Annotated in this window: 13 protein-coding genes and 1 pseudogene; 1 reads left to right on the forward strand and 13 read right to left on the reverse strand. The window is 43.4% G+C overall.

Annotation, left to right across the window (positions count from 1 at the left end):
- Positions 1 to 17: 17 nt before the first annotated feature.
- Both mtnN and ELQ35_RS22430 read right to left on the reverse strand, forming a co-directional pair.
- Entirely contained in the window at positions 18 to 713 is a 696-nt protein-coding gene (gene mtnN, locus ELQ35_RS00700) for a 5'-methylthioadenosine/S-adenosylhomocysteine nucleosidase (RefSeq protein WP_126862938.1), read from the reverse strand.
- Positions 714 to 792: 79 nt separating this feature from the next.
- Positions 793 to 948, reverse strand: a complete 156-nt coding sequence (locus tag ELQ35_RS22430; protein ID WP_185861594.1) for a hypothetical protein — start codon at positions 946 to 948, stop codon at positions 793 to 795.
- Positions 949 to 1144: 196 nt separating this feature from the next.
- Between ELQ35_RS22430 and ELQ35_RS00705 the strand changes: the two genes are divergently transcribed.
- Positions 1145 to 1351, forward strand: a complete 207-nt coding sequence (locus ELQ35_RS00705; protein WP_126862939.1) for a DUF2536 family protein — start codon at positions 1145 to 1147, stop codon at positions 1349 to 1351.
- Positions 1352 to 1406: 55 nt separating this feature from the next.
- Here ELQ35_RS00705 and ELQ35_RS00710 read toward each other — a convergent pair whose 3' ends face one another.
- The 11 genes and pseudogenes from ELQ35_RS00710 to ELQ35_RS00760 all read right to left on the reverse strand — a co-directional run bounded on the left by ELQ35_RS00710 (position 1407) and on the right by ELQ35_RS00760 (position 12453).
- Positions 1407 to 2081, reverse strand: coding sequence for a YrrS family protein (locus tag ELQ35_RS00710; RefSeq protein ID WP_185861595.1), 675 nt, complete (start codon positions 2079 to 2081; stop codon positions 1407 to 1409).
- Between the two features lie 100 nt (positions 2082 to 2181).
- The gene (locus ELQ35_RS00715; RefSeq protein ID WP_126862941.1) at positions 2182 to 3951 is read right to left on the reverse strand and encodes a peptidoglycan D,D-transpeptidase FtsI family protein; all 1770 of its coding nucleotides are present in this window, start codon (positions 3949 to 3951) and stop codon (positions 2182 to 2184) included.
- Between the two features lie 143 nt (positions 3952 to 4094).
- Positions 4095 to 4571 (reverse strand): transcription elongation factor GreA, encoded by a 477-nt coding sequence (gene greA / locus ELQ35_RS00720; protein WP_126862942.1) that lies wholly within the window; start codon positions 4569 to 4571, stop codon positions 4095 to 4097.
- A gap of 190 nt (positions 4572 to 4761) precedes the next feature.
- A pseudogene (locus ELQ35_RS00725) lies at positions 4762 to 4905 on the reverse strand (uridine kinase); the annotation flags it as partial.
- A 36-nt stretch (positions 4906 to 4941) separates the two neighbouring features.
- Positions 4942 to 5595 (reverse strand): O-methyltransferase, encoded by a 654-nt coding sequence (locus ELQ35_RS00730; RefSeq protein ID WP_126862943.1) that lies wholly within the window; start codon positions 5593 to 5595, stop codon positions 4942 to 4944.
- A gap of 75 nt (positions 5596 to 5670) precedes the next feature.
- Positions 5671 to 6813 carry an endolytic transglycosylase MltG gene (gene mltG / locus ELQ35_RS00735; RefSeq protein ID WP_126862944.1) on the reverse strand — a complete coding sequence of 381 codons (1143 nt, stop codon included), beginning with the start codon at positions 6811 to 6813 and terminating at the stop codon, positions 5671 to 5673.
- A gap of 250 nt (positions 6814 to 7063) precedes the next feature.
- The gene (locus ELQ35_RS00740) at positions 7064 to 7351 is read right to left on the reverse strand and encodes a DUF1292 domain-containing protein (RefSeq protein WP_126862945.1); all 288 of its coding nucleotides are present in this window, start codon (positions 7349 to 7351) and stop codon (positions 7064 to 7066) included.
- 13 nt (positions 7352 to 7364) lie between these two features.
- Positions 7365 to 7787 carry a Holliday junction resolvase RuvX gene (gene ruvX / locus ELQ35_RS00745; protein WP_185861596.1) on the reverse strand — a complete coding sequence of 141 codons (423 nt, stop codon included), beginning with the start codon at positions 7785 to 7787 and terminating at the stop codon, positions 7365 to 7367.
- Complete coding sequence (locus ELQ35_RS00750) at positions 7787 to 8056, reverse strand: IreB family regulatory phosphoprotein (RefSeq protein ID WP_126862946.1); 270 nt, start codon at positions 8054 to 8056, stop codon at positions 7787 to 7789. The genes ruvX and ELQ35_RS00750 overlap by 1 nt, the downstream gene beginning before the upstream one ends.
- A 271-nt stretch (positions 8057 to 8327) precedes the next feature.
- Positions 8328 to 10964, reverse strand: coding sequence for an alanine--tRNA ligase (gene alaS / locus ELQ35_RS00755; RefSeq protein ID WP_126862947.1), 2637 nt, complete (start codon positions 10962 to 10964; stop codon positions 8328 to 8330).
- Positions 10965 to 11379: 415 nt separating this feature from the next.
- Positions 11380 to 12453: an AI-2E family transporter gene (locus ELQ35_RS00760; protein WP_126862948.1), complete on the reverse strand. Its 1074-nt coding sequence runs from the start codon at positions 12451 to 12453 to the stop codon at positions 11380 to 11382.
- Positions 12454 to 12546: the final 93 nt, after the last annotated feature.

Raw genomic sequence — 12546 nt, forward strand, 5'->3', positions numbered from 1 at the left:
CACCTTACCAAGAAGTTTTACCTTATACGTTCAATCATCTTTAGGATCAGTTGCGAGGAATGAAGAGCGGCAGTTTCCAGGAACTGATCAAAAGAGATATTTGACTCTTTACCGGCAATATCGGAAAGAGAACGGATAATCACAAAGGGAACCTTGAATTGATAAGCTACCTGTGCGATAGCAGCCGCTTCCATCTCCACAGCATATAAGTCCGTGAATTTCCCTCTGACAAATTCAACCCTGTCATGGTCATTCATGAACGAGTCACCTGTTACGATCAAGCCTTTTACCACTTGAATATCTTCAATCTCACCGGCAGCTTCCCAAGCTATCTTAAGAAGTTTCTTATCAGATAAAAACGCCGGCGGCATTTGCGGCACCTGGCCATATTCATAGCCAAACACCGTCACATCAACATCATGATGGCGCACTTCTGTCGAAATGACAACATCCCCTACATGTAACGAAGGCAGGTATCCTCCGGCTGAACCTGTATTAATAACTGCATCCGGCTTAAACTTTTCCAATAAAATCGCTGTGGACATCGCTGCATTCACTTTGCCGATCCCTGATTTCAAAAGAACGACATCTACATCATTTATTTTTCCGGTATTAAATTCGGATCCAGCGATTGTTACTTGTTCCAAATCCTCCATTTTTTCTCTTAGTATTGTTACCTCTTCTTCCATTGCTCCAATTATGGCAAGTTTCATTGCTACTACCTCTTCCTATCGTTTTTCGGCCTCCATAATCCTGACAAAAGAATTGCGCCGGTCAAAGGATACATCAAAGTTATTTCTCTTCAAGCACATTTTGCAAAAACGGGATGGTCGTATAATATTCCGTTTGCAAATCCTTCTCCAAAGAATAGAAACCAGCTGCTTTTGCATTATCAATCGCCTGCAGATGATATGCGCTGTTTGATTGATATATCGTATCTGCAAACACTATTTTACCACCAGTTTTTAATTATCACTATCTCCAATAAACATAGCTTCATTATTTTGCTCACCTAATAAAGATAATGCATGGAACATCAGCGTGAAATAAAGGTAAGTATAAACATTTACCATTCAAGAGGGTTTCACCATTAGGTAGAGTAGGCTAAAATAGAAGGATAAAGTGAAAAGCGGGGGAATGAGGTATGAATTTTCAACTGGATTTGATCCAGGATAAAATAGAATTTTTCGAAGTGGAATCAATCAAAGTGCTGGAGGAAAAAATCCAGTCACAGATTGAAGCAAATAAAGCTATCCTGCTTGAGGTCCACCATGTATCCCATCAAATGCACGTTACCGAAGAGGGAAGAAGATTCTACAGTGCGGTGGTTCATTTTAAAGCGAAGAGATAAGAAAAACCCCCTGCACCATCGTTGGTCAGGGGGCCTTTTTTTTATTTTAGTTCTGTTATTGGACTTTGACAGGCTTCCACCCGGCGCCATCCACCCATTCGAGGTTTACACGATATTTTTTTGGATCATTTTTTGCCGAAACAGTCCCCGTTGCCGTATTTGGGGATCCGCCGTTTCCGAGCCACCAAATCGTCATATTAGCCTGGTCAAGGCCAGTGGCCGACGCCATCGCCTGGGTCATCTCATTCCAATCGGCAGAACCTTTTTCAAAAGAGGTCGTATGCTTTCCTGTTTGGGATGTGCCAATCGGCTCTCCAACTTTGGAATCAGCATTGTCTTCCTCCGCTTCAGCATTATCTTCCTCTGCTTCAGCATTCTCTTTCTCCGCTTCAGCTTCGGCTGCATCCTGCTTTTGAATATCTTCTTCTACAGACGTTTTTTCGGAATCAGCTTGTCCTTCCTTGTCTGTTTCAGGATTTGCTTTATCTGCCTCACTGGCACTCGAAGTTTCTTTGTTGTCCCTGTTTGTCTGTTTTGCCGAATTGTTTTCAGAAGAGGCGGTTTCTGTCGCGGTATCTCCACTGCTGCCAAAAAAAATTGTAATCCCGACAACCACAATCAACAGCGAGACAACGACAATGGAAATATTATAAACTTTATTGACTTTTCGCTGTTTGTCTTTTCTGTTAGATCGTGAAGCCGAATGTAAGGGATGTTGATCCTTATTCATGGATATGTTCCTCCCAACAAAAACTTTATCAGCTTTCATTTTATCACGTTACCACTTCAGATAGAAGCGATATCTATCCTAATGCAATGCCCGGGATAATTCATTCTTTCTGCCCATAAAGTTTGTCGGGGTTATCCATTTTATATATCTCTTTTACCATGTCCGCAAATATCCTTGTCATACCGGGCGTACTGTCATTCGTATCATAGCTAACGGCGACAAGAGCATACTTTGGTGATTTATAAGGGAAATATCCTGCAAACCATTTGTTCAATTCCTTATTTTTAATATTCGTTTGGGCCGTGCCTGATTTTCCGGCGACTTCATAAGGCAAATCCTTTAAATAGGCTCCAGTTCCTTTTGGATCGGTCACGACACCTCTTAAAAGCTCCTGAAGCTTCATCGCCGTATAGGGAGAAATCGTATCGCCAGCCAAGTTTTTATCTGGAAAATCAAAAACGGTCGTGCCGTTATTGAATTCCACCTTGCTTACAGCCTTCACCATCTTTTTCTCTCCTCCCCTGGCAATCGTTGCCATCATATTGGCAATGGCCAGCGGAGTGACCTGTACATCCTGCTGGCCGATAGCTGTTTTAGCTACCATTTTTTTATCTTTTTTCAGATCATCGTTTAACCATATGACTCCGGTTTCTTCCCTGTCAAGCTGGTTGAATGGGTCGATATGATATACCCGGTCACTCCAGCCGGACTTGCCTTTGATACCCAGCTTGCGCGCGTATACATCAAGAATCTCAGGGTTTTTATCGGCCATTTCCTGGGCTAATTCCGCGAACGTCCGATTACAGCTTCTGGAAAAACTTTGTCTGAAATTAAGCAGACCAAGATTATGCTCCGTGTCCGGCTTGCCATCTATTTTTACGTTACAATTAAACATCCTCGAATTTTTTGCCGCTTCGGAATCAACTGCTGCAGCCGCTACAATCGTCTTAAAGATCGACCCGGGAGTTTCCCGCTTTAGCATCATATTCTTATTGCCGTTATCCTCCGCGTTATTCTTATTCGCTTTTGGCCTCGAAACTAGTGCCCTTATTTCATTGGTTTCAATATCAAGTAAAACAAGTCCGCCCTTTGTGATTTTATGTTCGTCAGCCAATTGTTCAGCTGTGTCCTGCAGGGTTTTATCCAGGGTCGTGTTAATCTTTACAGGATACATAGGATTTGCCGGTTCCACATACTTGACGTCCACACCGAACAATGGACCGCCAAAGCCGTCTACATGAAAAACTAGCTTGGAATCCCCCTCTGAAAAAAGGAACTCATCGAAGGTCCTTTGCAGCCCATTGCTGCCGACCCTGGTTTCGTGTGATAGCTCCTTGTCCGGATAAAACTGTTTTTTCACCGCCTCGGATTTAGTTGTTGTCCCGATTAATTGCGCAGCAGGAATCTCTCCGTCATAAAATTTTTCCCGCACTGCAAAAACACCCGGTACTTTTAATTCATTGATGGAGGTGCTCTGTGCGGGTGTGAGTTCTATCGGTTTTGTGCCGCCGCCAAACGGAAATGGTTTTTCAGCCTTTTCAATGGCCTCGATGATTTCACGCTCAGGAACTCCAATAATATCGGCAACCTTTTTTGAAGGCCAGGTCATTTTTTTTAGAAATGGAAAAAGGATCAGCGTCGGGATTTCTTCATGGGCAAGCGCATCCCCATTATGGTCATAAAACTCTCCCCGGCCGTCATCGAGTGTAAGCACCTGTGACCTCTGGTTGACGCTTGCCTCCATTAGATTAATATGGTGTTTTGAAAATGATTCCGTACTCACCAGCTGGACCTGCACAAGCCTTGCAACTAACATAATTAGCAGCGCTATCAGGAAAATACCCATTCCTTTCATTCTTCTGCTTATCATCCGACCACCTCATAAACAGTCTTGACGGTATGCAGATTTTTAAAACAACCGTACCCTGTTTACAGTAACAAAACATCAGGTTTGGGCTCCAAATAATGAAAACAGCGGCCACAAATGGGCCGCTGCTGTGAGTTGCTTTTATTTTAGCTGATGGTAACGATTTTGACTCTCATTTCTCCGCCCGGTGTTTGAACAGCTACGGAGTCGCCAACTTTTTTCCCAAGCAAGCTTTTCGCAATAGGAGAGTCGTTCGAAATTTTGCCTTCAAATGGGTCGGCTTCTGCACTTCCAACGATTATATAGGTTTCTTTATCACCGTTTGGAAGCTCGACAAATGTTACAGATTTTCCTAAAGAGACGGTATCTGAATCCATTTTATCTTCTTCAATAATTTTAGCATTGCGAACCATGTTTTCAAGCGTTGTAATCCGGCCCTCAACAAAAGCCTGTTCTTCCTTGGCGGAATCGTATTCGGAATTTTCGGATAAGTCCCCGAAACTGCGGGCAATTTTAATTCTTTCAACAACTTCTTTTCTTTTTACCATTTTTAATTGTTCGAGTTCTTGTTCTAGTTTTCCTTTTCCCTCTTTTGTCATCGGAAACACTTTTTCCATAGCCAAAACCCTTCACTCCTTCTAGTCTTTACAGCGAGCCTAATGCCTCGCGGTTTAAGTTTATGTAGTGTATTCGCTTAAACATGAACAGCGCTGACACATTTATTGTTCAGCAGGAAGCTTTCTCCTGGCCAAAGCGAAGATAGAAAGCTGCGCGTCCTCTCAAAGGGCGCGCACCTTATTTTATGTCATGTTATTACAAAAATGACTTTTGTTCAAGAATTGTTTGTATTTTTGTGACCATTAAATCGCTGGCGACATGGTTGTGCCCGCCCTCAGGGATGATAATATCGCCATAACGCTTTGTCGGCTCAATGAATTGTTTATGCAGCGGCAATATTTAGTCTGTTTGCTATGGTTCCCCAACATTTGCTGCTCATACTCTTTCACCTTTATGTTTACTGATGGCAACACCATCTCCAATCGGCAGGATCACCGTGTCGTAGTTGGGATGGGCCATTACCCATGCATTATACTTCTTTATTTTCCGGACCAGGCTGCGGATTCGTTTCGGTTCAATGGCTGCCTCTTCTTCAGCTACCAGGCCCTTGAATAATACATTATCGGTAACGATTATACCGTTACTCTGCAAAAACACCTCATACAGTTCAAAGAAGCGCCCATATTGCCCTTTGGCGGCATCGATGAAAATCGCATCAAATGGGCTGTGTTCCTTTACAAGTCCGGCTGTTTCAAGGGCATCGCCTTCGAGCAGAATGATTTGATCCTGCTTTCCAGCCTTCTGAATGTATTCCTTTGCCTTGTCAATTCGCTCTTGATCTCTTTCGATGGTAACGATTTTGGCACCAGGGGCAGCTTCGGCCATTCGTAAAGCGGAATAGCCAATTGCTGTCCCTACCTCCAATATCGCTTTCGGTGTGCTCAACCTGATAATTTGCAAAAGCGCCTCGATTCCCTCTGGTTCCATGATTGGCACCTTACCATCTTTCGCATACTGTTCGATTTCTGCGAATAGCCCCTCTCTTGGAGGGATCAGCGAATGTAGATAATTTTCGATCTTTTCGTTCATGTTTCATTTCCTCCCGAAGGATTTTAAGAAAAGCGCAAGAAGTTATACATTCTTTTCTTTAAAAGAAAAACGTTGCTACTGTTTGCTTGTAATATGTTCTGTTTTCTTGCGATTATGTTCATCAAGTGAAACAGAATATAGAACTTCACCGCTTGAGGTTGCCAGGAAATACAGAAATTTAGTGTTGTCCGGCTGTAAAGCGGCATCGATCGATACCTTGCCTGCATTTGCAATCGGACCTGGTGTCAGCCCTTTGTTTTTATAAGTATTATAAGGTGAAACAACTTCCAAATCTTTATAAAGGACCTTTTTTTGATGCTGGCCTTTCGCATACAGGACGGTCGGGTCTGTCTGCAGCGGCATGCCCGCTTTCAAGCGGTTATAAAAAACCGATGCAATCTTAGTGCGGTCGACTTTGCCTGTCGCTTCTTCCTCGATTAAAGAAGCGATTGTAAGCAATCTATGCGGGGAATACTTCTTTTTGTCCATGTCATCCTTATATTCAATAAGCGTTGACTCTGTTTTTTTTAACATCTCAGAAACAATCTTTTCTATGTCCGGTTTATCCTCGTAAAAAGAGTAGGTTGCCGGATATAAATATCCCTCTAATGGATATAATACATTTTTGTTATAGATTTCATCCGTCAACACGTCTGGGTATCCAGCCTGCATTTTTTTGATGAAGGCTCTATCGTTTAATTTGTTGAAGACATCATCCGTTTTTTGGCCTGTTTTTGCCGCAATAATTCCGGCAATCTGGACAAGCTGTTTCCCTTCAGGAATCGTGATGCTCAGCGCAGCATTCTGCATGATTTTGCCCTTTTTGATGCTGTCGACAATTTCCTGTAATGTCATCGATGGAGCCAAATTGTATTTTCCCGCCTGAAAGCCTTCTTCATTCCGGAATTTAATATAATACTTGAATACTTTGGCGTTTTTAATAATTCCTTCTTTCTCAAGAATCGCAGAGATGCCGCTTATCGATGAACCGATCGGGATTTCGACTGATTTGACTTCCCTTTTATCTGGATCCAGGGGCTCGAGGGCCGACTTAATATAGAAATAACCGCCTATTCCTAAGATAGCAGCGAGAATAACTATCGCCAAAGAGGCAATCAGGATAACCTTTCTGACAACCCTGGCTTCTCCCTGCCTTTCAAGCATTTTTTCCCTTATATAACCCTTTTTTGAGTCCTCTTTTTTATCTTGATGATCCATTTTCATACCCCCTTCATGCATGGCACATGGATTGAAACTATACCGGAATATATCCAATTTCATATATAACAATTTGTTAACCCTGTTCATTATACTAAAACATGTGCTGATTTTCATGATTTTCACAAAAATAGACTTTATCCTACAATATATCCTTCTATATTTATGTCAAATATCATCAGGCTTTGTCAATAGCTAAGAATAATCACGTAAAAGCCCCCGGCTGTTTGCCGGGGGCCAGGATGTTCAATCAATCCTTGTCTTCTTCTTCATCGAGATATGTGTTAAGCATTTCTTCGATCATGTCCCATTCTTCTTCCGTTTCAATCGGCTGCAGTTCGCCGTCTTGATTATCTTCACTCGGAGTGAAGGAAGAAGCATGGATTTCTATCTCCTCATCGTCTGTGTCTGATGAGATTGGATAGTAAAGCACATACGACTTTTTGAACTCTTCCGAATTAAATGTGAACAATACTTCGCAAAGCTGCTCGTTGCCGTTTTCGTCTACAATTGTGATATTGCTTTCACCGTGTTCCATTCCATTCACCTCATTAAAGTTTTGATTGGCTGTCTAAATATCCCTGTAAAATCATGACTGCAGCCATCTTATCAATGACTTTCTTACGCTTGCTTCTGCTCATATCTGCTTCAAGCAGAACACGTTCAGCGGCCATTGTCGTCAATCTTTCATCCCAGAGCTGCACCGGCAAATGAAATCTCGCTTCCAAAACCTTTGCGAAAGCCTCGCTAGCTTCAGCTCTTGGCCCTATGGTTCCATTCATATTTTTTGGATAACCTAGGACAATTTTAGATACCTCATTTGCACTGATGATTTCTTTCAGACGCGTCAAACCAAATTCTTTCTTTGCTTCGTTGATTTTAATTGTTTCCAAACCTTGTGCAGTCCATCCCATTGCATCGCTAATTGCCACTCCAATGGTTTTCGAACCGAAATCAAGTCCCATTGTACGCATTACTGACCCTCACGATGGTGCTTTAAATACGATTTAACTAATTCCTCAATAATTTCATCCCGTTCTAATTTACGGATGATATTTCTGGCATCATGATGGCGTGGAATATAAGCGGGATCTCCAGAAAGCAAATAGCCGACAATCTGGTTGATGGGGTTGTACCCTTTTTCCTGGAGAGCCTCATACACTTGAAAAAGTACCTCTTTGACGTCTCTCTCAAATGGTTCTTCCGGAAAATTGAATTTCATCGTTTTATCAAAGGAACTCAATTTCTTGCACCTCTCTTCGCATTCAGCTTATTTGAACGGGCAGCAATCATATGAATCGTGCACCCGGTATTATTGCATGTAGGTCCCTTCCTGAAAAACGGGAATTCAAAAAGATTTGTGTTTACTGTGAGAAATCCGCCTTTCTGCAAAGAGAGGCGCAGCCTGGATTAATGTGGTCCTGTAGCCTGTCCTTTATGAAACCGCTGCAGATACAAGTAGAAAGGAAACCAATTAATACAGATTTCCTCTATTGTACAACACTTCTTTTCGATTATGAAATGGATTTTACCCATTCCTCGACAAAGTTAAGCGCTGAATCTAGTTTTTCAGGGTCCTTTCCGCCGGCCTGGGCCATGTCGGGACGTCCGCCGCCCCCGCCGCCGCAGCGTGTGGCCACTTCTTTGATCAGCTTTCCAGCGTGGAAGCCTTGAGCGATATAATCCTTTGTGACGCCTGCAATCAGATTGACTTTGTCGCCCTGGGCTGAGGCTAATACTATAATGGCAGAGTCCAGCTTTTGTTTCAACTCATCCGCCATCGCACGCAGGTTATTTATATCAGCAGCCTGGACTTTAGCTGTTAACACATTTATCCCGTTAACTTCTTTCACTTTTGAAACAAGATTAGAAGCTTCGATGTTGCCCAGTTTTGCGGAAAGGCTCTCATTTTCCTTTTGAAGCTCTTTCACTTCCCCAAGGATCCCGTCTACTCTTCCAGGGAGATCCTTTGGATTTGCTTTCAATCTCGAAGCTGCTTCCTTCAGGATCGAGATTTGTTCAGTCATTGCTTGATAAGCGGACGCACCCGTAACTGCTTCGATACGGCGTGTTCCAGCGCCGATTCCGGTTTCGGATACGATTTTGAACAGCCCAATTACAGCTGTATTCGATACATGGCATCCGCCGCAGAGCTCGAGGCTGTAATCGCTGACCTGGACGACACGCACAATGTTCCCGTATTTTTCACCGAACAATGCCATCGCGCCCATCGCTTTCGCTTCATCGATGTTTTTGTATTCAATGTTCACGTCCAGACTTTTCCAGATTTTTTCATTGACGATTCGTTCAATTTGATCCAATTCCTCAGGACTGACCTGTCCAAAATGCGAGAAGTCAAAACGCAGGCGGTCCGGTTCGACAAGGGATCCGGCTTGATTGACATGGCCGCCGAGCACATCCTTTAAGGCTTGATGCAAAAGATGCGTGGCTGTGTGGTTTTTAACGATCAAGCTGCGATTATCTACATTCACCTCAGAAATAATCGGTGCTCTCTGTTTCAGCGTTCCTGACTCAATTATAACGCGGTGCAGGTTTTGACCGTTTGGAGCCTTTTGCACATCAAGTACGACTGCTTTTACATCTTCGCTGACCATGGCTCCTTTATCAGCTATTTGTCCACCGCTTTCCGCATAAAATGGTGTTTCGCTGAGGATCACTTGCACTTCGTCACCTTCGTGAGCTTCATCAACTAGTTCCCCGTTTTTCACGATAGCAGCTACTTTTCCTTCCGTTTCAAGCTGGTCATAGCCGGTAAATGTGCTCTCTGTTTTAATGTCACCAAGAACGCCTCCCTGAATTTGCATCGAATCGACATCCTGGCGCGCAGAACGGGCACGCTGGCGCTGTGCCCCCATTTCGTTTTCGAAGCCTTCATGGTCAATCGTCATATTTTCCTCTTCGGCATATTCCCCGGTAAGCTCGACAGGGAAACCATACGTATCATACAAACGGAATACATCAGCGCCCTGAATCACACTGCTGCCTTTTTCTTTCTCTTTCCTGATTACGTCTGAAAGAATCGCAAGACCGTCATGCAGCGTTTCATGGAAGCGCTCCTCTTCATTTTTGATAACCTTTGCAATGAATTCTGCTTTAGCCTGGACTTCCGGATAGAACTCATTCATGATTTCACCGACAACCGGCACCAGTTCAAACATGAACGGACGGTTGATATTGAGTTGCTTTGCATAACGGACAGCTCGGCGCAGCAGGCGGCGAAGTACATAGCCACGGCCTTCGTTGGAAGGAAGTGCCCCGTCACCGACAGCAAATGCTACGGTACGGATGTGGTCGGCGATAACCTTGAAGGCGACATCCTTTTCTTCATCAGTAAGGTATTTGACACCGGCAATTCCTTCTGTTGCGTGAATGATTGGCATAAACAAGTCTGTATCATAGTTAGTATGAACCTCCTGGACAACAGACGCCATACGCTCAAGGCCCATACCGGTATCAATATTCTTCTTCGGCAGCGGCGTATAAGAGCCGTCAGGGTTATGGTTGAATTGAGAGAATACCAGGTTCCAGACTTCTAAATACCGTTCATTTTCCCCGCCTGGGAACAACTCCGGATCGTTTGGATCATCGCCATACTCCGGCCCGCGGTCATAGAAAATTTCCGTATTCGGTCCGCTTGGCCCCTCACCGATATCCCAGAAGTTTTCTTCAAGGCGGATAATCCGTTCTGAGGGGATGCCGATTTTTTTGTTCCATAATTCGAAAGCTTCCTCATCTTCAGGATGAATTGTAACGGACAGTTTCTCTTCTTCAAAACCGATCCATTTTTCATCCGTCAAAAATTCCCACGCCCAGGTGATCGCATCTTCCTTAAAATAATCGCCGATTGAAAAGTTGCCCAGCATTTCAAAAAAAGTATGATGGCGTGCTGTTTTTCCAACATTTTCGATATCGTTAGTGCGGATTGATTTTTGGGCATTCACGATTCTGGGGTTTTCCGGAATTACACGGCCATCGAAATATTTTTTTAAAGTGGCCACCCCCGAGTTGATCCAAAGCAAAGATGGATCTTCATGCGGGACTAACGGTGCACTTGGTTCAATGCTGTGTCCTTTTTCTTGAAAGAAATCCAAAAACATTTGGCGTATTTGCGCGCCGGCTAACTTCTTCATATCTATTTCCTCCTTCTAAAAATGAGTCTATAATTTCCTAAACGACAAAAAAACCCTCATCCCTTGACAGGGACGAGAGTTAACTCGCGGTACCACCCTGATTATGAGTCTTATTGCACTCATCACCTTCATCAAGCCTTAACGCGGCAAACGGTAGTCATTAGCTACACTCGGGATTAGCTTTCAGCTGCTCTTCATCTGGAATTCCTTTCAGCCAGGGAAATTCCTCTCTTACGTGCGTAGGGCACTCAGGATGGACTGCAGCATACTTGATCCTTCTACGATTTACAACTATTCAAATTCAGAGTCATTCTTATGTATTGGATTATATTCACAAGATATGCATTTGTCAATGATTTATAGAAAGCGGATGCTTGAAGCTTTGCAAAGCCAGGAACGACAATCAAACGTTCACCTAAAGCACTGCTTCTTTCTTTTTCGTAAAATGGTTCCGGGCATGGAGAATGCAAACTTTAATGACAGCGAGGATTGGCACCGCCAATATCAAACCAACAAGCCCGCCGATTTCACCGCCCGTTAACAGGGCAAGGATAATAAATAGCGGGTGCATATGCAGGCTTTTGCCGACAATTAATGGAGAGAGGATGTTTCCCTCTAAAAATTGCAGAAAGAACACAATCGCGGCAGTGATAATGATCATCTTCACAGAAATCGATGAAGCAATAATAACAGCCGGAATGGCCCCTATTATCGGGCCAAAATAGGGAATGACGTTCGTGACGCCGATAATGGCCCCCAGCAGCAGAGGATAGTCCATGCCTGCTATCCAAAATAGCAGGGCGGAAATCGTCCCCACTGTGGCACACACAAGAATCTGCCCGCGAATATAGCCTCCAAGCGATGCATCAATATCACCCAGAAAGGCAATTCCCTGACTGCGCCATTTCTTAGGGGTCAAATACCAGACCATCTTCTTGATTGAATCGAAGTCTTTTAAAATATAAAAAGCAATAAAGGGGATTAAGGCAATCAGCAAAATAAAATCAAAAATCCTCATGAGATAAGCCATTACTATTTTCATAAGCTGTTCAAGGCGACTTTCAATCATGGTGATCCCATCCTCAAGCCTTTCATGTACCCCAAATGGCCAGTGAGACGTTTTATTTTCAAAAGCAGTCACCCAATGCCGGTATTGCTCGGCCACATCCGGTACACTTTCCGAAAGCTCCCTGACCTGAATAATCATTGCTGGTATTCCCTTATAAATCCCAAAGCCCACCCCACCAAAGAAAAGCAGATAAATGATCGCAATCGACAAGCCCCGGTTCATCCCTTTTTCATGAAGAATTTCAACCACAGGATGCAATAGATAGCTGATAAATCCCGCGATGAGAAACGGAAGCGAAACCGTAAAAATGATGTTGACGATCGGAAGCCATAACGGCGTTAGTTTCACAAAGATATAAATGACGATAAATAATAAGAGCAGAAATCCAAGACGGTAAAACCATTTAACACGGATATCCATTAAATCGCCTCCACCCTATATTATTCATGCAAAGAGGCGATTTTTATACTAAAGAAACCCTGCCAAATTTGGCAGAGCTTCATACACGTTCAT

Source organism: Peribacillus cavernae, assembly GCF_003989135.1.
Taxonomy (GTDB): domain Bacteria; phylum Bacillota; class Bacilli; order Bacillales; family DSM-1321; genus Peribacillus; species Peribacillus cavernae.

Coding starts and splice junctions, on each gene's coding strand:
- ELQ35_RS00740 (WP_126862945.1), bottom strand. CDS start 7,351: ATGGAACACGGTGAAAGCAATATCACAATTGTAGACGAAAACGGCAAC.
- mltG (WP_126862944.1), bottom strand. CDS start 6,813: ATGGATCATCAAGATAAAAAAGAGGACTCAAAAAAGGGTTATATAAGG.
- ELQ35_RS00760 (WP_126862948.1), bottom strand. CDS start 12,453: ATGGATATCCGTGTTAAATGGTTTTACCGTCTTGGATTTCTGCTCTTA.
- ELQ35_RS00705 (WP_126862939.1), top strand. CDS start 1,145: ATGAATTTTCAACTGGATTTGATCCAGGATAAAATAGAATTTTTCGAA.
- alaS (WP_126862947.1), bottom strand. CDS start 10,964: ATGAAGAAGTTAGCCGGCGCGCAAATACGCCAAATGTTTTTGGATTTC.
- ELQ35_RS00730 (WP_126862943.1), bottom strand. CDS start 5,595: ATGAACGAAAAGATCGAAAATTATCTACATTCGCTGATCCCTCCAAGA.
- ELQ35_RS00715 (WP_126862941.1), bottom strand. CDS start 3,951: ATGATAAGCAGAAGAATGAAAGGAATGGGTATTTTCCTGATAGCGCTG.
- ELQ35_RS00710 (WP_185861595.1), bottom strand. CDS start 2,081: ATGAATAAGGATCAACATCCCTTACATTCGGCTTCACGATCTAACAGA.
- mtnN (WP_126862938.1), bottom strand. CDS start 713: ATGAAACTTGCCATAATTGGAGCAATGGAAGAAGAGGTAACAATACTA.
- ruvX (WP_185861596.1), bottom strand. CDS start 7,787: ATGCGTACAATGGGACTTGATTTCGGTTCGAAAACCATTGGAGTGGCA.